The organism is Pseudomonas sp. NS1(2017) (assembly GCF_002269425.1).
Classification (GTDB): Bacteria; Pseudomonadota; Gammaproteobacteria; order Pseudomonadales; family Pseudomonadaceae; genus Aquipseudomonas; species Aquipseudomonas reactans.
Window position 1 is genome coordinate 4,605,758 of sequence record NZ_CP022960.1, and the last position, 19,640, is coordinate 4,625,397.

Sequence of the window (19,640 nt, forward strand, 5' to 3'; positions counted from 1 at the left end):
TGGGCGAGCGCTACAACGGTCAGTTCAGTCCTAGCTTGCCACGCAGGGTAGACAGGTCTTCGGCCAGGGTATTGACTGGCCCCACCAAGGCTTTGCGGTCGTTTTCCTTGACCTTGTCATAGGTCTCGAAACCACCGTCCTTGGTTTTGTACTTGGCCAGGATCTTGTCCACGGTGGCGAAGTTCTTGTCGACCTTGGCCAGGAAGGCCTTGTCTTGCTTCTCGATCTGGCCACGGAACAGGTCGACGATTTTCTTTGCACCGTCGATGTTGCCCTGGAAGTCATACAGGTCGGTGTGGCTGTAGCGGTCTTCTTCACCGGAGATCTTGGTGGCGGCGACTTCTTCGAGCAGGGCTGCAGCGCCGCCCACGACTTTTTCCGGCGGGAAGGTCAGGCCGTCGACGCGGGTCTTGAGGTCGTTGACGTCGGTGTTGAGCTTGGCGGTCAGCGCTTCCAGGCCCTGGGTGGTGTTCTGCGAGAACAGCGCGTATTCAATGCGGTGGAAGCCGGTGAAGTCTTCGGCGGTCACGCCTTTTTCGTGGTCGTCGACGCGCGAATCGATGGATGCATCGAGGTCGCTGAACAACTCAGCGATTGGCTCGATGGACTCATAGTGCACGCGGGTCGGCGCGTAGAGCTTCTTGGCGGTGGCCAGGTCGCCTTTATTGATGGCGTCGGTGAAGGCTTGGGTCTGGGTGACCAGCTCGCCGATTTCTTCGGTGACGTAGATTTTGTAATCCGACACCGGCCCTACCAGGTCCAGCGGCGCAGTAGCGGCGAAGGCTGCCAGCGGCGAAAGGGTCAGCAACAACGACAACGCGATAGACGACTTTTTCATGGGACGATTTCCGCTCTGGGTTTGTTTTAGGTCTGGGCAGTGGTGTGAGGGTGCGTTGCAGCCAGCAGCGTGCGCCCGATGAAATCCTTCGGCCCCGTGACCCCCGGCAAGGTGAAGAAGTACCCGCCGCCGACCGGCTTGAGGTATTCCTCCAGGGGCTCGCCGTTGAGCCGGGTTTGCACGCTGATAAAGCCTTTCTCCAGGTCAGCCTGGTAGCAGATGAACAACAGCCCCATGTCCAGCTGACCGTTTTTATTGACGCCGTTGGAGTAGTTGAACGGCCGGCGCAGGATCAGGTTGGCCTGAGTCTGCGGGGTGCGCGGGTTGGCCAGGCGGATGTGGGCATCGAGCTTGGTCACTTTGCCTTCCGGGTCCTTGCTGTAGTCGGGCACCTGGGTTTCTTTGTCACCGTCCATGGGCGCACCGGTCGGCTTGACGCGGCCGATGATGCTTTCCTGTTCTTGCAGCGGGGTGCGGTCCCAGCGCTCGACGAAGTTGCGGATGATGCGCACGGCCTGATAGCTGCCGTTGGCCGCCCAGGCCGGTTCGTCGCTGCCCGGTTGCACCCACACAATCTGGTCCATGGCCTTGGCATCGTTGGAGTTCGGGTTGGCCGAACCGTCACGAAAACCCAGGAAGTTGCGTGCGCTCTGCGCAGGTTCGCCGGGTTTGCTCGGCGCCTGGGGCGGCACGCTGCCTTCCTGCTTCCAGCGCACCAGCAGCAAGTCCGGAAGATTCTTCACAATGTCGCGCAGGGCGTGGATATTGGTGTCCGGCGTGTTGGAGCTGAATTGCAGGCTCAGGTCGCCGTGGCACTGCGCCGGTTCCAGCGCGTCGTTGGGGAAACCGACCATGCGGCTCAGGCGTTTGGGCTTGACGGCGCTGAGGCCGAAGCGCTCATCGAACAGGGATTCTCCGACGGACACGGTAATGGTCAGGTTGTCCGGCGTGACCACCGGGCCGAGGATGCCGGAGTCGGTCGGCGGCAGTTTCGGGTCGACTTGCGGCACGGTGCCGCCGGTCATCAGGAAGCTGATGCGTTCGTTCAGGGTGCGGAACAGGCGCACCAGGTCTTCGCGGTCGCTCGCGAGCACATCGAACGCCACGAGCATGCCGCAGGCCGGGCGCGGCGTGACGATACCGCTTTGGTGCTTGCCAAAAAAATCGTGGTGGTCCTGGGTCTTGTCGCTGCGCGGTGCGGTGGTGACTTGCTCGGCGGCCATGGCCGGGCAAGTCAGGGTGCTGCCGGCAATCGCGGCGCCGGTGGCGGCCATGCCCAGCAGGACACGGCGACGCTGGAGGTCAAATTGTTTCGAATCACTCATGTGTGCGGTCGTCTTCACTGCAGGCCGGAGAGGCCAAGGGCGGGGTCGATTCCATCGAGTGCAGCGGCCAGAGCCTTGGCCTTGTCGGCGATCTGCTTGCGCTGATCGGCGGTTACGCTGTCGTAGCGGCGGTACTGGCCGTCGACTTTCAATTCGTTGAGTTGGCTGTCGAAGGCCGTGAGAGCGCTGTCGACTTTAGGCAGCAAGTCTGCGGCAGACTTGGTCAGCAAAGGGCGCATCAGGTCGACGACTTTGTGGGCGGCCTCCAGGTTGGCGGCGAAACCATTCAGGTCGACGTGGCTGTAACGCTCCTCTTCACCGCTGATGGCGCGTACATCGGCCAGGCTGTTGAGGTTGCGCACCACAATGCTGACCAGTTGCTCCGGCGGCAGCGACTGGGCGAGCAGTTGTTGCTTGAGGGTGGTGACGTCGGCCAGCAGACGCTGGGCAACCGGCGCCAAGCCATCGAGACTGCGTTGCTGGAACAGGCTGTATTCCAGGCGATGGAAGCCGCTGAAGGCAGGGTCCTGCTCGCGTTTTTCAAAGTAGTCGGCGCGGGCGTTGATCGCGTTGTCCAGCTCGGCCAGGCGTTGCGACGCGGGGGCCAGGCGTTGGTAAGCCTCGCGCGCTGGAACGTAGAGCGCTTGAGCCTGGGCCAGGTCGCCGGCGTCGACGGCCTGTTGCAAGGCGGTGACAGCCTTGACCAATGCGCTGCCTTGGCTGCTCAGGTACACGCGGAACTCCGACAGAGGCCCGATAAACGCCACCATCGACGGCTTGGCCTTGGCCTGTGCATCGGACTCGGCGGTCGGCGTTACGTGCAAGGTGCCGCGCGGGTTGCTCAGCAGGCCGCAGGTGATCGCGTAGTCGCCGGGCAGCAGGTTGGCGTTGATCACCTGGCTCAGGCCGGGAGCGATGTTTTCGCGTTCCTCGACCACTAGCACGCCGTCGAGGATTTCCCATTCCACCGCACGGTCGGAGCGGTTGATGATGCGAAAGCTGGCGCGGCCGGCGGGCACGGTCAGCTCGTTCGGCTCGCAGGCGTGGCCATGGATGGTCACGGCGATTTCATTGTGGTTGGTCTGGCGCTTGCTGGCCGCCAGTTGCGAGGCGTAATAGAACAGGCCTCCGGCGGCGATCATCACGACCACCGAACCCGCCACGGCCCAACGCAGGGCGCGAGGTGGCGAGGACGGTTGAGGAGTAGGCTTGGACAAGAGGCGGTCCTTACTGGTTGGCAACAGAAGAAGGTGAGGCGGCAGGCTTGGACGGTGTGGTGGGCAGGAAGAACATCACCAGGGCTACCACCAGGTAAATCAGGTAGGCGCCGAGGGTGCTGATGGTGGGCGCTTCCTGATAGCCGAACATCCCGGCCAGCACCGAGCCCAACGGGCTGTCCATGGGTAGCGCGGCGCTGAAGTCGAACAGCACGGTTTGCAGGTGATTCCATACCCCCGCTTCGTGCAGGGCTTGCACCGAATTGGCGAGGATGCCGGCGGCCACCACGAGGATAAACAAGCCGGTCCAGCGGAAAAACGCGCCCAGGTTCAGGCGCATGCTGCCGGTGTAGATCAGGAAACCGACGATGATCGCCAGGATCAAGCCGAGCAGGGCGCCAATCGGCGCGCCTGGGCCTTCGCTCTGTTGGAACACGGCCAGCAGGAAGAACACGGTCTCCAGACCCTCGCGGGCCACGGCGAAAAACACCATGAGGATCAGCGCGGTGACCTGGTGCTTGGAACCGGCCAACGCGTGATCGAGGGATTCGTGCAGGGAATGCTTGATGGAACGCGCCACCTTGCGCATCCAGAACACCATGGAGCTGAGGATGCCCACGGCGACCAGGCCGACGATGCCTTCAAACAGTTCCTGCTGCTTCTGCGGGAACTCGGCGCTGACCAGTTCCAGGCCACCACCGACCAGCAGGGCCAGCGCAGCAGCGAGGAAGACGCCGATCCATACGGCGGGCATCCACTGGCCGCGACCGGTCTGTTGCAGGTAGCTGGCGATGATGCCAACGATCAGTGCGGCTTCAATGCCTTCGCGCAGCATGATGAGGAAAGGAACGAGCATTCGGCACCGCGTGACAACTAGATAGGGTGCTAAGTTGTAACATAATGATACTCATTGCTAAACAACAATTCTTGACGTTTGCTGAACAGTGGCTGAACGGTGGTGGCAATGCGCGTCCGCCCTTATGATGCGTGCCATTCTTTGGGCAGTTGGATACCCGGTCACCCATGTCGGAAAAAGACACCATCTCCATTCATCTTGTGCGTGAAGCTTTGCTGCAAAGCTGCGCGCCGGGGACGACGAGCGCCGAAGTGCTGCACAAAGCCGGGATTGACCCGCAGTGGCTGGCCGAATCTGCCGCGCGGGTTTCGGCCACCACCTACGCACGGCTGTGGCGCCTCCTGGCACGGCGCACCGACGATGAGTTCTTCGGGATGGACCCGCGCAAGCTGAGGTCCGGCAGCCTGGCATTTCTCTGCCGTGCTGCAATGGCGCAGCCAACGCTTGCCTCCGCCCTGGAGGCCGGGCTGGGGTTCCTGTCACTGATGCTGGAGCGACTGCCCGCTGAATTGGTGCGTCAACAAAGCCTGGCGGAGATCGTGCTGATTGAGCCCGACACCGAACCCAATCGGGCCTTCACCTACTTTACCTATTGGATGATTGTGCACGGCGTGGCCTGTTGGCTGGCTGGGCGACGGATTCCAATCCTGGCGATTGAGCTGCGCTGCGCAAAGCCGGACTTCTGCGACGACTACCAGGTGATGTTCTCCGACAACCTGCGTTTCGACCGACCCCGCACGCGCATGATCTTCTCCGCCGACTGCCTGGACCTGCCGATCAAGCGCACCCCGGAAGAACTCAAGCGTTTCCTGGCCCACGCACCGGCCAATATCCTGGTCAAGTACCGCGACCCCGACAGCCTCGCCACTCGCATCAAGCACGACCTGCGGCAGTTGCCCCCCGATACCTGGCCGGAAACCGAAGGCCTCGCGGTCAGCCTGTGCATCTCGGCCTCAACCTTGCGCCGTCGCCTGGCAGAAGAAGGGCAGACCTATCAAGGGCTCAAGGACAGTGTGCGTAAGGAATTGGCGATTGTGTGGCTGGCGGAGCCGCAGATCAGCTTTGCCGAGATTGCGGCGCGGCTGGGGTTTGCTGATACGAGTTCGTTTTATAAGGCATTTCGTAAGTGGAGCGGGTCGAATCCGGGGCATTACCGCAGTCTTATCCTGGGTGAAGCGGGTTAATCACGAGCCCAAAAAAAGCCCCGTGACCGAATGAACCACGGGGCAAAAAATTGGCTGGATGCGACCAACCAAAGGAGCTCTTTACATCACTTGGCGCTGGCGACCACCGTGTCCGGCTGCCAGCCACCACCCAATGCCTTGTAGATCGCGACGATGCCGCGATACAAATCCACTTCGGCCTGGGCCTGGGAGTCTTCGGCGGCCAGGCGCTCGCGTTGAGCGTCCAGCAGCACCAGGAAGTCCACAGTACCTTCGCGGTAGCGGATCGCGGCCAGGTCGGCGGCGGCGCGGCTGGATTCGCTTTGGCGGATCAGCGAAACCAAACGTTGCTGGCGCTTGCCGTAGTCGCTGAAGGCGTTTTCGGACTCTTCCAGGGCCAACAACACTTGCTGCTCGTAGGTTGCCAGGGCGCCATCTGCCTCGGCATCGGCGCCGCGCAAACGGGCGCGCACGCTGCCCAGGTCGAAGGCGGCCCAGGTGATGCTTGGGCCCAGGGCCCAGGCATTCGCGGCGGACGAGCCGATCTGCGAACCACGCCCGGCGGTGAAGCCAAGGAAGCCACTGAGGCTGACCCGTGGGAACAAGTCGGCCTTGGCCACGCCGATACGCGCGGTGGCAGCGGCCAGTTTGCGTTCAGCGCTGAGGATGTCCGGGCGACGTTGCAGCAGTTGCCCTGGATCACCGATCGGCAACGCCTTGGCAATCGCCGGCAGGTCTTTCGGGCCCAGGTCGACGGTCAGCTTGTCCGGACGCTGGCCGAGGAGGGTGGCGATGCGGTTACGCTCGCGCACTTGTTCGGCCTGCAGTTGCGGCACGCTGGCTTCGACTGCCGCGAGGCGTGCGTCGGCACGCTCCACGTCGAGTTGGTCGCCCACACCGGCATCCCGCAGGCTGACCGTGATGGTGCGCGATTCCTGCTGGTTCTTCAGGTTGTCCAGGGCAATGCGTTCACGCAGTTGCGCACCACGCAGTTGGCCGTAGGCGTCCACCAGTTCGGCGATCATGGTGACTTGCAGTTGGTACAAGTCAGCCTCGGCGGCTTGCTGGTCGGCGTCGGTGGCTTCCAGATTGCGCTGGATGCGGCCGAACAGGTCCAGTTCCCAGGCCATGTCCAGGCCGAGGTCGTAACGCTCGGTCTTGACGCGGCTAGTGGTCTGGCCCGGGATCTGGCCTTTGCCCTGGTCACTGCTGACCCGGCTGGTGATGGTCGGCATGGCGTCATTGCTGGCGTCATCGCGGATCGCACGGGCCGCCCGCAGGCGGGCAAAGGCGACGCGCAAATCACGGTTGCCCTGCAGCGATTGGGTCACCAACTGGTTGAGGGTCGGGTCTTCGAACTGCTGCCACCAGATGCCTTCGAACTTGGCATGGTCATACTTTTTGGCATCGGCAGCGGCCGTGATGTTAGCCGCCTCCGGGGTCTGGGCTTTGTAGTCCGGGCCTACGGCACAGGCGCTCAGCGCCAGTACCAGCAAGCTCGGCAGGAATACTTTCACACTCATTGCTGTGTCTCCAGCTTCAAGGCCTTGGCCGCTTTGCGTGCCTCTTGGCGCTCCACATAGCGACGGATCAGTACGTAGAACACTGGCGTCAGCAACAGACCGAAGAAGGTCACACCGATCATCCCGGAGAACACCGCCACACCCATGGCATGACGCATCTCGGCACCCGCACCGCTGGACAACACCAGTGGCACCACACCCATGATGAAGGCGAACGAGGTCATCAGGATCGGCCGCAGACGCAGACGGCAGGCTTCCAGTACCGCAGCGAGCGGGTCGAGGCCTTCTGCCTGTTTGTCCTTGGCGAACTCGACGATCAGAATCGCGTTCTTACAGGCCAGGCCCACCAGTACGATCAAGCCGATCTGGGTAAAGATATTGTTGTCGCCGCCCGAGATGATCACCCCGGTAATGGCCGACAGCAGCGTCATCGGTACGATCAGGATCACCGCCAATGGCAGGCTCCAGCTTTCGTATTGGGCGGCCAGTACCAGGAACGCCAGCAGCACGCAGAGCGGAAACACGAACAGTGCGGTGTTGCCCGAGAGGATTTGCTGATAAGTCAGGTCGGTCCACTCGTAGGTCATGCCGTTGGGCAGTTCTTCTTTCAGCAGTTTCTCGATCGCAGCTTCTGCCTGGCCCGAGCTGTAGCCCGGTGCAGCGTTGCCGTTGATTTCTGCGGTGATGAAGCCGTTGTAGTGCATCACGCGGTCCGGACCCGAGGTGTCGCTGACCTTGATGAAGGTCGCCAGCGGGATCATCTCGCCTTTGTTGTTGCGCACTTTCAGCTGGCCGATCTGGTCTTCGTCCAGGCGGAACTGCTGCTCAGCCTGCACGTTGACCTGGTAGGTCCGGCCAAAGCGGTTGAAGTCGTTGGCATACAACGAGCCTAGGTAGATCTGCAGGGTGTCGAAGATGTCGCTGATCGCCACGCCATGGGTCTTGGCCTTTTCACGGTCGATGGCGGCATCGACCTGGGGCACGTTGACCGTGTAGCTGGTGAACAGGCCGAACAGTTCCGGCACGTTGTGGCTCTTGGTGATGACGTTCTGCACTTCTTTGTACAGCTCGTCGTAACCCAGGTTGCCCCGGTCTTCGATCTGTAGGCGGAAACCACCAATCGTACCCAGGCCCTGTACCGGCGGCGGCGGGAAGATCGCCATGTAGGCTTCCTGGATGCTGCTGTACTTGCCGTTCAGTGCACCGGCAATCGCACCGGCAGACATGCTCGGGTCTTTACGCTCGTCGAACGGTTTCAGGGTCACGAACACGATGCCGCTGTTCGGGCTGTTGGTGAAGCCGTTGATCGACAGGCCTGGGAAGGCAACAGCGCTTTCCACGCCCGGCTGTTTCAGCGCGATGTCGGACATGCGCTTGATCACGTCTTCGGTGCGGTCCAGGCTCGCGGCGTCCGGCAATTGGGCGAAGGCCACCAGGTATTGCTTGTCCTGGGCCGGTACGAAACCGGTCGGCGTGTGGGCAAAGCCCAGCCAGGTCAGGACCATCAGGCCGGCGTACAGGAACAGCGCGATACCACTGCCACGGATCACGCGGCGAACGGTGCCGACATAGCCATGGCTGGCCTTGTCGAAGAAGCGGTTGAACGGTTTGAACAACCAGCCGCCCAGCAACTTGTCGAGGAACTTGGAGAAACCATCCTTCGGCGCGTTGTGGCTCTTGAGCAAGACGGCAGCCAGGGCAGGGGACAAAGTCAGCGAGTTGAAGGCCGAGATCACCGTCGAGATCGCAATGGTCAAGGCGAACTGCTTATAGAACTGCCCGGTCAAGCCGCTGATGAAGGCCGCAGGTACGAACACCGCACACAACACCAACGCCGTGGCGATGATCGGGCCGGTCACTTCGCTCATGGCTTTTTCAGTGGCCGGGAACGGCTCAAGCCCAAGTTCGATGTTCCGCTCGACGTTCTCCACCACCACGATGGCGTCGTCCACCACGATACCGATCGCCAATACCAGGCCGAACAAGGACAGCGCATTGAGCGAGAAGCCAAACAGGTGCATTACCGCAAACGTACCGATCAAGGATACCGGCACCGCCACCAACGGAATGATCGAGGCGCGCCAGGTTTGCAGGAACAGGATCACCACCAACACCACCAGGATCAGCGCTTCGAACAGGGTATGCACCACCGCTTCGATGGAGCCGCGCACGAAGATGGTCGGGTCATAGACGATGCTGTAGTCCATCCCTTGCGGGAAGTCCTTTTTCAGCTCTTCCATCTTGTCGCGTACTTCGTTGGAGATCTGAATCGCGTTGGAACCTGGACGCTGGAAGATCGGGATCGCCACGGCTGGCTGATTGTTGAGCAGCGAACGCAGGGCGTACTGGTTGGAGCCCAGTTCCACGCGTGCAATGTCTCTCAGGCGGGTGATTTCACCGTTTTCGCCGGAGCGGATGATGATGTTCTCGAACTCTTCCTCGGTCACCAGGCGACCTTGGGTGTTCACCGACAACTGGAACGCGGTGGCGCTCGGTGCAGGTTGCGCACCCAGCGCGCCGGCAGCGACTTGACGGTTCTGCTCACGGATTGCCGTCACCACGTCAGTGCCCGTCAGGTTGCGCGAAGCGGTCTTGTTCGGGTCCAGCCATACACGCAGCGAGTAGTCGCCCATGCCGAACAGTTGCACGTCACCCACACCGCCCAGACGCGCGAGCTCATCCTTCACGTTGAGCAAGGCGTAGTTGGACAGGTAGAGCATGTCGTAGCGCTGATCCGGGGAGGTCAAGTGCACCACCATGGTCAGGTCGGGGGAGGCCTTGTCCACGGTGATACCGATGCGCGTCACTTCCTCAGGCAGTTTCGGCTGAGTCCGGGTCACGCGGTTTTGCACTTGCACCTGCGCGTTGTCCAGGTCGGTGCCCAGGGCGAAGGTGATAGTCAGGGTCAGCTTGCCGTCGGCGGTCGACTGCGAGGACATGTACAGCATGTTCTCGACGCCGGTGATCGCCTGCTCCAACGGAGCGGCCACGGTTTCACCGATGACTTTAGGGTTGGCGCCCGGGAAGTTGGCACGTACCACTACGGTCGGCGGCACCACTTCCGGGTATTCGCTGATCGGCAATTGGAACAGCGAGATCGCGCCGGCGATCAGGATCAGCAGCGAAAGCACCGCTGCGAAGATCGGCCGCGAAATGAAGAACTTGGAAAAATTCATCTTGAGTCGTATCCCTTAACCGCGTGGAGTCGCAGCGCTGGCAAGTTTTGGCGCGGCTTTATCCGGCGTTACTTGTTCCAGGTTGCTGGCTTCAAGCGCTTGTCGTTGTTGGGCCAAGGCGGCGAGGGTTTCCTTGCTGGCCATCGGAATGGTTTCCGGGGCGACCGGCGATCCTGGGCGCACGCGTTGCAGGCCCTTGACGATGATGGTGTCTTCTTTATTGAGGCCGCTGCGCACGATGCGCAAACCTTCAATTTTCGGCCCCAGTTCTACCGAGCGATACGCCGGCTTGTCGCCTTCCATCACCAGCACGAACTTCTTGCCGAGGTCGGTGCCGACGGCTTCGTCGTTGATCAATACGGCGGAGTAGGTGCCGCTGCCGACCAGCTTCAGGCGGGCGTACAAGCCAGGGGTGTATTCGCCCTTGCTGTTGTCGAACACGGCACGACCACGGATGGTGCCGGTGGCCGGGTTGACCTGGTTGTCGACGAAGTTCATCTGGCCCAGGTGCGGGTTGCCGGTTTCGTTGGACAGGCCCAGGTACACCGGGGTGGTCGCACCGCGACGGCCTTGGCGAGCCAGTTCGGTGTACTTGAGGAACACGCGTTCATCGGCATCGAAGTAGGCGTAGACCTTATCGGTGGAGACCACGCTGGTCAGCGCGGTAGTGTCAGCGGTCACCAGGTTGCCGGCGGTGATTTCGGCACGGCTGACACGGCCGCTGATTGGCGACGTGACGCGGGTGAAGCTCAGGTTCAGCTTGGCCAGGTCCAACTGCGCCTGGATCCCGGCGACAGCGGCGCGGGCTTCCTGGGCAGCGGTGGTGCGCGAGTCGGCCAGTTCGGCGGAAATCGCATTGCTCTGGCGCAGGCGGTCACCGCGTTGGGCTTCGTTATCGCTGCGTGTGGCAGCGGCACGGGTTTGTTGCAACTGGGCCTCAAGGCGGCGCACTTCCGCCTGGAACGGACGCGGGTCGATCTGGAACAGCAGGTCGCCTTTCTTGACCAAAGCGCCTTCGATGAACGCGACTTGGTCAATCTGGCCGGACACGCGCGGACGGATCTGCACGGTTTCCGGGGCTTCCAGGCGACCGGTGAATTCATCCCACTCGTTGACCGGTTGTTCCAGCACCTTGGCCACGCTGACTTTGGCAGCTGGCATGGCGGCCGCTTGGTCCGGGGTCTTGCCGCACGCGCTCATCACCACCACGGCCAAAATCGCCAGGGGGAAGCGCAAATGTTTGAGTGACTGTTCCATGAGGTGCATCCGCCAATGTATTTGAGATGGGCGGATCATGCGCGGCGATGTGCTATGTCACGAATCGAATGAAGCAAAGGTAACTATCATTCGGAATGATATAAGCGCGAGATTAGCCCTCTAGCATGGGGGTTTCGTTAGGGGGCTATCAATAGGCGTGATGACAAAGGATTGTTGCAAGGGCCGCAAGGAACTCGCGCGCTCGCCGGTGTTCTCGCGAGCGCGTCTTGATTATGCCGCCCTTGTGGCGACGTGTCGGCCAGGGATTGCAGCAATCAGTTCACGGCTGTATTCGCTGGCGGGGTGGTTGAAGATCTGCTCCACGCTGCCTTGTTCGACTACCTTGCCATTGCGCAACACCAGCACCTCATGGGCAAAGTTGGCCACCACCGACAGGTCATGGGACACCAGCACATAGGCAATGCCCATCTCCCGTTGCAACTCTTCCAGCAGGTCAAGAATGTGCGCTTGCACCGATACATCGAGCGCGCTGACCGGCTCGTCCAGCAACAACAGGTCCGGCTTCAACGCCAGGGCCCGGGCAATGGCGACGCGTTGGCATTGGCCGCCGGACAATTCGCGTGGCAGGCGGTCCAGGAAGCTCACGGGCAAGTGCACGCGACTGATCAATTCCCGCGCGGCCTGTTCCAGCGCTGGCCCCTTGAGCAAGCCGAACGACACCAGCGGCTCAATGATGCTGTCGAACACCGTGAAACGCGGGTCCAGCGCGGCAAATGGGTTTTGTTGCACCAGTTGCAGGCGCTGGCGCAGCGGGCGGAAGTCGCGCCAGCTCAGGTGCGTGACGTCCTGCTGTTCAAACCAGACCTGGCCCGTGCTCGGTTTTTCCAGGCCCAGGGCGATGCGCAAGGCGGTGCTCTTGCCCGAGCCGGACTCGCCGACGATGGCCAGCGTCTGACCGGGGTAGACCTCCAGGCTCAGGTTTTCCAAGGCCACGAATGTGTTGTCTTCACCCTTGACCTTGGGCAAGGCGAACGTCTTGCCGACGTTTTTAAGGCTCAGGATGGGCTCTATCATCGGGTCGATATGAATCAGCGGTTCCCGCCGCTTGGCGAAAGCAGGGGCGGCGGCAATCAGCGCTCGGGTGTAGTCATGTTGCGGTGCATTGAGGATCTGCCCCGGCGGCCCTTGCTCGACCAACTCGCCTTGTTGCATCACCAGGATGCGGTCGGCGCGGTCGGTGGCCACGCCCAGGTCGTGGGTGATGATCAACAGCGAAATCCCGCGCTCGCTGACCAGGCGTTGCAGGTGGTCGAGGATCTTGCGCTGCACGGTGACGTCGAGGGCGCTGGTGGGCTCGTCGGCGATGATCAGGCGCGGGTTGCCGGCCAGGGCAATGGCGATCAGCACGCGTTGGCGCATGCCACCGGACAATTCATGGGGATACTGGCGGGCGCGCAGCACGGGCTTGTCGATGCCGACCTGTTGCAGCAGCTCGACAATGTCTGCATCCACAGCGGGGTAGCGTTTGCCCTTGGCCAGAATCAGCGCCTCGGCGATCTGCTGGCCCACGCGCAATGTGGGGTTGAGGCTGACCATCGGGTCCTGGGGCACCAGGCCGAGGGTGCGGCCGCGCAAGGCGCGCTTTTGGCGTTCACTGGCGTGGGTCAGGTCCTGGCCGTCTACCCACAGTTGGCCGGCGGTGATCTGCGCGCTGTCCGGCAATAGCCCCAGGATAGCGTTGGCCAGGGTCGATTTACCCGAGCCGGACTCGCCGACAATCGCCACGGTCTCGCCCTGGGCGATGCGCAAGGACAGGCGATTGACCGCCGTATTGCCGTGCCGATAGCGGACACTGAGTTGGCGAATATCCACTAAAGCATTCATCGCTGGGTTTCCTCGAAGGTGCGGGCGATATGGTTGAGACTGAACACCACGGCCACCAGGAACAGGCCTGGTAGCAGGGACACCCACGGGGCGGTGATCAGGAAGTGTCGGCCATTGGCAATCAGCGTGCCCCATTCGGCGGCAGGGGGCACCGCGCAAAAACCGAGGAAGCTCAGCCCCGCAGTCGCCAGGATCGCAGCGCCAAAGTCGAGCGTCGCCAACACTGCCACCGGGCCCCAGGCATTGGGCAGGATGTGGCGCAGCAACGTACGCCCCCAACTTGCACCGCCCAGGCGCGCGGCTTCCACATAGGGCAACGTCTTGACCCGCAACACCTCGGCGCGGGTGGTGCGGGCGAACCCCGGAATGATCCCGACGCCCACCGCGATGGCCACCGGTACGGTGCCGAAGCCGATCGCCGTGACAATCGCCAGGGCCAGCAGCACGCCGGGCAAGGCCAGCAGGACATCGACGAAGCGCATGATCACCGAATCGATACGCCCGCCGGCAAAGCCCGACAGAATGCCCAGCCCCAAGCCGCCGAGCAGGGCGATGCCGACGGCCAGCGAAGCGGCCAGCATCGACAGGCTCGAACCGTAGACCACCCGGGTAAACAGGTCGCGGCCCAGTTCATCGGTGCCAAACCAGTGGGTGAGGCCTGGCGCCCGCAGCTTGTCGACGGGCGAGGTGGCGTAAGGGTCAAAGCTTGTCAGTAGGTGTGGCGCCACGGCTGAGACCAGTGCGAACAGCACCAGCAACAGTGCCAGGCTGAAACCAGGGCGTCGCAGCAAGGGCAACAACACCGTTGTCGCGCGTTGCCATCGGCTGCGGCGACGCCACAGCGGTTGGCTGGCCGGAATGGCTGTGCCGCGCAGGTTCTGCTCAAGGATGGTCATGGTCTAGGACACCTTTGGCGTGTGGGAGATGCGCGGGTCGAACCAGGGGTAAAGCAGATCGACCAGCAGGTTCACCAGTACAAAGGCCGCAGCCGACACCGCGACGATGGCCAGTACCACCGGGATGTCCTGGCGCAACACGGCTTCCTGGGCCAGCCGGCCAATGCCGGATCGCGCAAAAATGGTCTCCACCAGCACCGCGCCGGACACCGTATTGCCGACCTGCAAGCCGATCAGGGTCAGGATCGGCAGCGCGGCGTTCTTGAACCCATGGCGCGCCTGCACCTGACCCCGGCTGAGGCCTTTGGCGTAGGCGGTGGTGATGTAGGACTCTTTCCAGACACCCTGAAAACTGCGTTGCAATACCTGGGCGTAAACCGCTGCACTGGGAATGGCCAGGGTCACGGCCGGCAGTACCAGGCTTTCGAAGCCCCGGCTGCCGGTGGCGGGAAACCAACCCAAGCCAAAGGCAAACACCTGGATCAGCAATAGCCCCATCCAGAACACCGGCACCGAAAAGCCCAGGGACGGCAAGCGCGTCAACGCTTTCTTCAACGGTTGCCAGCGGATATAGGCGGTCAGGTAAGCCAGGCCAATGCCGCCCAGCAACGACAGGACGATAGCCAGGCCCGCCAGGGACAAGGTTTGCGGCAGCCGTTCAACCAGCAGCTCGGCGACCGGGCGGTTAAGCGATAGCGACTGCCCGAAGTCACCTCGAACGGCGCCCCACAGTAGGTCGAAATACTGCTCGAACACGCCCTTGTCCAACCCGTAATAGGCCCGCGCCTTTGCCAGGTCTTCCACCGACAGCGCGTCAGCCTCCATGCCTGAGGCGCTGAGCATCAATGACAGCGTGTCGCCCGGCAACAAATAAAGGATGAAGTACGTGATGCTGTAGGCACCCCACAACACCAGCAGTGCCTGGCCCACCCGACCGATCAGGTAGCGGCTCATGGCGTACCGATCTCGATATCACCCAACAGCGCAAAACCCTCGGCGGTCCAGCGGAAGTTTTTCACCTTGGGCGAGGTTGCCGCCTGCCACACGCGCTCGTAGATCGGGAATGCCGAACTCTCATCAATCAACAGGTCTTGCAGGTCGCCGTAGGCGGCTGCGCGCTGTGGGCTCTGGGTGGCGGTGATACCGGCATCAAACAACGCCTTGGCTTTATCCAGTACCGCAGGTTCATAGGTGTTGGTGGCCACGGTTGAGCTGTTGGCGCTGCGCGGATCGAGGATGGTTTGCAGGATGATCGGGTCGGCGCGGGTCATGTAGTTGATGGTCAGGTCGTAGTTACCGGCGGAGTTGTTGGCGACCCATTCGGCGCGGGTGACCACGCTGAGTTTCAACTCGATGCCGACCTTGCGCAGTTGATCCTGGATCAGCACGTCGCCGGCAGTCTCGGCCGGGCTGATGTTGTAGCTCAGGCTCAGGCGCTTGCCGTTTTTCTGCCGGTAGCCATCCGCGCCCTTGGCCCAGCCAGCTTCATCCAGCAGGCGTTCTGCACCGGCCGGGTCATAACCGAGCTTGGCGGCCTGGCTTTTGACATACGGCGTGGTCACATCAAACACGCCGTCCACCACCGGAAATTCGGCGTTGTACACCGTGCTGGCGTAGCTCTTGCGATCAATCGACTTTTGCACGGCCAGGCGCACGTGTTTGTCAGCCAGCAGGCGCTCGCCACGGGTGTTGGGGAACAGGTTGAGCGCAGGGCCCGGCAACGAACGGCTCTGGATCGTCGCGCCCTTGGACTGAAACAGCTTCAGGTCAACTTCGGAGAACGGGTTGCGTGGCCACAGGATGTCGGTTTTGCCTTGCAGGAACAGGCCGTTTCGTACGCTTTCCTCGGGGATGTAGCTGATGTCTACCGCGTCCAGGTGCGCTTCGCCCTGGTTTTTCATATTGGCCGAAGCCCAGGCGTAGCCCTTGCGTTTGGTCAAATGTGCGCCGACTTCCGGCGTGTAGCTGGCCAATACGAACGGCCCGGTGCCGATGATCTTGCCCAGGGAACGCTCTTTCACCGTCAGTGCGTAGGAGGCGGGCGCGAGGATCGCCAGGTTGGTGGTGGAAGTCGCCTGCAGGAAACCCGCATTAGGCTTGGACAGCACCAGCTTGACGGTGAAGTCATCGACCACTTCGGCATGGTCATAACCTGCCAGGTAAGTGGCGCCGAAGGTGGCGGGTAGCTCGGTGGCCAGCGCTTTGTCGCTGTCGAACGCGGTTTTCACTGCCTTGGCATCGAAGCGCTCGCCATTGCTAAAGGTAACGTCCTCACGCAGGTGGAAGGTATAGGTCAGCGCGTCGTCACTCACCTCCCAACGTTTGGCCAGCCAGGGGATGATCTTGCCGGTCTCCGGGTTCTGGTCGGTCAAAGACTCGGCGACGTTGCGCAGCAGTACACGGTGTTCCAACCAATACACCTGGAACGGGTCGACGCTGACCAGGGTGGTGTTGTCGCCAAAAAACGCGATGTTCAGGGTCTTGCCCGCCTGGGTGTCAGTCCCGGGCGAGCAGGCGGCGAGGCTCAGCGCCAAGGCGCAGGGGGCCAGCAGACGGCTCATCAAGTTGGAGGTATTCAATGGGGTGCCCTCAGGTGGCGTTTGGATCAGAAGTCATAGGCGAGCTTGGTGTACCAGTAGCCGCCGCCGGGGTAGAACGGCGGGTTGCCGTAGGCGGCCAGGCCGAGGTTGCTGTACACCGCGTGTTTGTCGGGGCGCACGTCGAAGATGTTGGTGCCGCCGATGCTGACGGTGAGGCTGTCGACGAAGGTGTAGCTGATGTCCAGATCGGTGATCCACTTGGCGCCGAAGCTGCGGTCGCCGCTCGGGTTGACCGCCAGTGTCTTGACCGCGCCATAACGGGCGGTTTGCAGGTTGACCGCCAAATCCTCGACCTTCCAGTTGGCGCCCAGGATCCATTTGGTCTTGGGTGACGCGTCGGTCAGGTCGCCTTCACGGTCGCGGCCCACCAGGGTCACGCCTGAACCGGCCAGCGCATTGGGTGTGTCACGGGTGCCTTCGATGGTGGTCTTGTTCCAGTTGAATCCCAGGCTCCAGCGCACATCGCCCCAGGCGTCCAGTGGCGTGGTGTGGTCGGCGACCACGTCCAGGCCCTTGGTGCGGGTGTCGAACGCGTTGGTGTAGTAGTTGACCCAGGTGCCGGTGGGCACGCCCTGGGCGGCGAGGATGGCGTTGATCGCGCCGTTGCCACGGTCATAGATATTGCTGGTCAGGGCGATGCGGTCGTCGATGTCGATCAGGTAGGCATCGGCGGTGATGCTGGTGCGTGGCGCCGGCTGCCAGGTCAGGCCCAGCCCCAGGTTGCGCGATTTCTCCGGCTTGAGGTCATCACCACCGAGGGCCTTGGCCAGGTTGCTGCCGGACGGCGTCAGTCGGGTGACCGCTGGCACCACGTTGCCGTTCGCATCGATGGCCACACGGTTATCGGCCACGGTGTAGCCGATCTGGGTCAGGGACGGTGCACGGAAACCGGTGCCCACGGTGCCGCGCACGGCCACGGTGTCGGTCAATTCATAACGTGAGTTCAGTTTCAGGCCGAAGGTGTTGCCCGAGTCATCGTCGTAATGTTCGACGCGGCCAGCGACGTCGAGAAACCAACGGTCGGTCAGGTCGAAACCCAGGTCCAGGTAGCCTGCGTAGTTATTGCGGATCAGGCTCACTTCGTCTTCAGGGCGAATCGTTACTGCGGCCTGCGCGCCGGAAGCGGCGGGGTAGGTGCCGGTGATATAGGCCTCGCGGTCGCCGGCGAAGGTACTGAAATGCTCCCAACGATGCTCCAGGCCCGCCGACACCTGCACTGGCGGCGTCAGGTTGAACAAGCTGTCGTAGCGGCGGGTGAAATCCAGGTTGTTGACCCATTGCTCGAAGCGGAAGGTCGCCAGGTTGTCGAACTTGGTGGGGGACGCCGTGCCCAGCGACGGGTTGATATTGAGGTCGCTGGAGTGGTGCACGTTATTGCGTCCGTAAGTGGTGCTGAGGTCCCAGTTCCAGTCGGCCACCAATCCCTTGCTGCCGAACAGCAGTTGGTAGTCGCGGTCCTTGATGTTGTTGAGCGGGAAGTAACCGTCCGGAAAAACCTCGGGCACTGCGGCCGTGCCGGTGGGCAGGCGAAAGTAGTTGGCGGCCTCGGCATCGCGTTCGCCGTAGGTGGAGAACGAATACAGCGTCAGGTCTTCCAACGGCAGTTCGGCGTTGTAGGCCAGGTTGAAGGCCTTGAGGTCCGGGTCGCCGTTCTTGATTGCCACCCGGTCCCAGGCGGCTTCCTTGACCGGGTCACTGAACGCCCGCACGCTGCGGTCGGCTTTGTCGTTCCAGGAAGCACTGCCGCGTTTGCGCGCGTCGGCCGAGAAGTGGAAGAAGCCGCCCTGGCCCAGTTCGAAACCCTGGTCCCCTGCGACCTTGATGGTCTCGCCCTGGCCGGAATACAGCTGGCCGTAACTGGTTTCCAGGTGGCCGCCACTCTTGGTGTTCTTGAGGATGATGTTGATCACGCCCGCCACCGCGTCGGAGCCGTATTGTGCGGCAGCGCTGTCTTTGAGCACTTCGATATGGTCCACCGCGCTGACCGGGATCAGGTCGATGTCCACCGCATTCGCGCCACTGTTGTCGATCGAGCCGCGCTGTCCCGTCGCGCCGTTGTGGCGCCGCTTGCCGTTGACCAGCACCAGCGTGTAGGCCGGGCCGAGGCTGCGGTTGCTCAGGGGACGTGTCACTGAGTTGTAGCCGGCGATGTTGGTGCCGAAGTTGAACGATGGCAGCAGCTTGGCAATTGCCTCGGACAGCTCGGCGCGACCGGTCTTGAGCAATTGGTCGCTGTTGATCACATCGATGGGCGCCGGGCTGTTGGCGACGGTGCGCTCCTGGCCGCGCAGGCCGGTGGAGATCACGGTCACGGTGTCGAGCTTGGCGTCTTCGGCGAAGGCGGGCGCCGCTGCCATCAGCACGGAGCTGGCCAAGAGTGACAGGTGAAATTTGTTAAGGGAGGTGGGGAGTGCGATGTCTGGCATTTAGGCAACCTGGGGGCTAGGGAATACGTCCTCCGCCAGGTATGGGGTCGGTCTGTGGAGCGAAGATAATCCTATAAAAAACCTGAGTGAAAGTCTTTTTTGGAATAAGCTAATTATTATAAATAGGCATTATTATGGTGCGTAACATCACATATTTTTATTTAGTGCGAGGCTCTCGCTGCCACTCCTGACAAATTAGACAGAGCGGGGTGTCTCTGGTTATTTTCAATTTAGTATTGAAAGTGTATCCGTTTTCACAGGCTGCTATCGCGGTACGCACTTCGCTACGCTGGTCACACTTCCAACCCCAGCAGCGGATATCTATCATGTCACTCACTACGCTTATCACGTTTGCCAAGCGCGCCGACGCCGTACTTTTCAAGCTGTGGAGCCTCCACTTGAGGCCCGTCGATTTGTCCTCCCAGTTCAGTGGTCAAGGCCCAGAACAACTCAAGCGATTCTGATCGCATTATCTTCAATTCGATGAAACTGTTTTCGACAGTCACTGGGTAACTCCG

14 protein-coding genes are annotated in these 19,640 nt (G+C 61.9%); 1 reads left to right on the plus strand and 13 read right to left on the minus strand.

The genetic code is table 11. From position 1 onward, the window contains the following. Nucleotides 1-19: 19 nt before the first annotated feature. Genes efeO (CI807_RS21630) through efeU form a run of 4 tightly spaced genes read right to left on the minus strand, consistent with a single transcriptional unit; the run spans nt 20 to nt 4,236 of the window. Nucleotides 20-838: an iron uptake system protein EfeO gene (gene efeO, locus CI807_RS21630; protein WP_095016141.1), complete on the minus strand. Its 819-nt coding sequence runs from the start codon at nt 836-838 to the stop codon at nt 20-22. A 26-nt stretch (nt 839-864) separates the two neighbouring features. Then, a complete protein-coding gene (gene efeB / locus CI807_RS21635; RefSeq protein ID WP_095017595.1) occupies nt 865-2,163 on the minus strand; it encodes an iron uptake transporter deferrochelatase/peroxidase subunit in 1,299 nt (432 codons plus the stop codon). Nucleotides 2,164-2,177: 14 nt separating this feature from the next. After that, entirely contained in the window at nt 2,178-3,380 is a 1,203-nt protein-coding gene (efeO, locus tag CI807_RS21640) for an iron uptake system protein EfeO (protein WP_095016142.1), read from the minus strand. Nucleotides 3,381-3,390: 10 nt separating this feature from the next. Next, on the minus strand, nt 3,391-4,236 hold the full coding sequence (gene efeU, locus CI807_RS21645) for an iron uptake transporter permease EfeU (RefSeq protein ID WP_095016143.1): 846 nt from the start codon (nt 4,234-4,236) through the stop codon (nt 3,391-3,393). Nucleotides 4,237-4,403: 167 nt separating this feature from the next. On the opposite strand from efeU, the gene CI807_RS21650 reads away from it, so the two are divergent. Next, a complete protein-coding gene (locus tag CI807_RS21650) occupies nt 4,404-5,420 on the plus strand; it encodes an AraC family transcriptional regulator (protein WP_095016144.1) in 1,017 nt (338 codons plus the stop codon). 86 nt (nt 5,421-5,506) lie between these two features. Here CI807_RS21650 and CI807_RS21655 read toward each other — a convergent pair whose 3' ends face one another. The 9 genes from CI807_RS21655 to CI807_RS31350 all read right to left on the minus strand — a co-directional run bounded on the left by CI807_RS21655 (nt 5,507) and on the right by CI807_RS31350 (nt 19,628). After that, nucleotides 5,507-6,922: an efflux transporter outer membrane subunit gene (locus CI807_RS21655; protein WP_095016145.1), complete on the minus strand. Its 1,416-nt coding sequence runs from the start codon at nt 6,920-6,922 to the stop codon at nt 5,507-5,509. Further along, on the minus strand, nt 6,919-10,098 hold the full coding sequence (locus CI807_RS21660) for an efflux RND transporter permease subunit (protein ID WP_095016146.1): 3,180 nt from the start codon (nt 10,096-10,098) through the stop codon (nt 6,919-6,921). The genes CI807_RS21655 and CI807_RS21660 overlap by 4 nt, the downstream gene beginning before the upstream one ends. A gap of 15 nt (nt 10,099-10,113) precedes the next feature. After that, on the minus strand, nt 10,114-11,355 hold the full coding sequence (mexE, locus tag CI807_RS21665) for a multidrug efflux RND transporter periplasmic adaptor subunit MexE (RefSeq protein WP_095017596.1): 1,242 nt from the start codon (nt 11,353-11,355) through the stop codon (nt 10,114-10,116). Nucleotides 11,356-11,586: 231 nt separating this feature from the next. Continuing rightward, nucleotides 11,587-13,200 (minus strand): ABC transporter ATP-binding protein, encoded by a 1,614-nt coding sequence (locus tag CI807_RS21670; protein ID WP_095016147.1) that lies wholly within the window; start codon nt 13,198-13,200, stop codon nt 11,587-11,589. Beyond that, nucleotides 13,197-14,096 (minus strand): ABC transporter permease, encoded by a 900-nt coding sequence (locus CI807_RS21675; protein WP_095016148.1) that lies wholly within the window; start codon nt 14,094-14,096, stop codon nt 13,197-13,199. Before CI807_RS21675 ends, CI807_RS21670 begins: the two co-directional genes overlap by 4 nt. Before the next feature lie 3 nt (nt 14,097-14,099). After that, nucleotides 14,100-15,050, minus strand: a complete 951-nt coding sequence (locus CI807_RS21680) for an ABC transporter permease (protein ID WP_033901150.1) — start codon at nt 15,048-15,050, stop codon at nt 14,100-14,102. After that, nucleotides 15,047-16,657: an ABC transporter substrate-binding protein gene (locus tag CI807_RS21685; protein WP_177409640.1), complete on the minus strand. Its 1,611-nt coding sequence runs from the start codon at nt 16,655-16,657 to the stop codon at nt 15,047-15,049. Before CI807_RS21685 ends, CI807_RS21680 begins: the two co-directional genes overlap by 4 nt. A 44-nt stretch (nt 16,658-16,701) precedes the next feature. Next, nucleotides 16,702-19,122, minus strand: coding sequence for a TonB-dependent siderophore receptor (locus CI807_RS21690; RefSeq protein ID WP_095016150.1), 2,421 nt, complete (start codon nt 19,120-19,122; stop codon nt 16,702-16,704). Between the two features lie 329 nt (nt 19,123-19,451). Then, nucleotides 19,452-19,628, minus strand: coding sequence for a hypothetical protein (locus tag CI807_RS31350; protein WP_157742063.1), 177 nt, complete (start codon nt 19,626-19,628; stop codon nt 19,452-19,454). Nucleotides 19,629-19,640: the final 12 nt, after the last annotated feature.

Bases quoted from the DNA above. Each gene is read 5' to 3' on its own strand.
- CI807_RS21680 (WP_033901150.1), bottom strand. From the start codon at position 15,050: ATGAGCCGCTACCTGATCGGTCGGGTGGGCCAGGCACTGCTGGTGTTG.
- CI807_RS21660 (WP_095016146.1), bottom strand. From the start codon at position 10,098: ATGAATTTTTCCAAGTTCTTCATTTCGCGGCCGATCTTCGCAGCGGTG.
- CI807_RS21655 (WP_095016145.1), bottom strand. From the start codon at position 6,922: ATGAGTGTGAAAGTATTCCTGCCGAGCTTGCTGGTACTGGCGCTGAGC.
- CI807_RS21650 (WP_095016144.1), top strand. From the start codon at position 4,404: ATGTCGGAAAAAGACACCATCTCCATTCATCTTGTGCGTGAAGCTTTG.
- efeO (WP_095016141.1), bottom strand. From the start codon at position 838: ATGAAAAAGTCGTCTATCGCGTTGTCGTTGTTGCTGACCCTTTCGCCG.
- CI807_RS21685 (WP_177409640.1), bottom strand. From the start codon at position 16,657: ATGAGCCGTCTGCTGGCCCCCTGCGCCTTGGCGCTGAGCCTCGCCGCC.
- CI807_RS21675 (WP_095016148.1), bottom strand. From the start codon at position 14,096: ATGACCATCCTTGAGCAGAACCTGCGCGGCACAGCCATTCCGGCCAGC.
- CI807_RS21690 (WP_095016150.1), bottom strand. From the start codon at position 19,122: ATGCCAGACATCGCACTCCCCACCTCCCTTAACAAATTTCACCTGTCA.
- mexE (WP_095017596.1), bottom strand. From the start codon at position 11,355: ATGGAACAGTCACTCAAACATTTGCGCTTCCCCCTGGCGATTTTGGCC.
- CI807_RS21670 (WP_095016147.1), bottom strand. From the start codon at position 13,200: ATGAATGCTTTAGTGGATATTCGCCAACTCAGTGTCCGCTATCGGCAC.
- efeU (WP_095016143.1), bottom strand. From the start codon at position 4,236: ATGCTCGTTCCTTTCCTCATCATGCTGCGCGAAGGCATTGAAGCCGCA.
- efeB (WP_095017595.1), bottom strand. From the start codon at position 2,163: ATGAGTGATTCGAAACAATTTGACCTCCAGCGTCGCCGTGTCCTGCTG.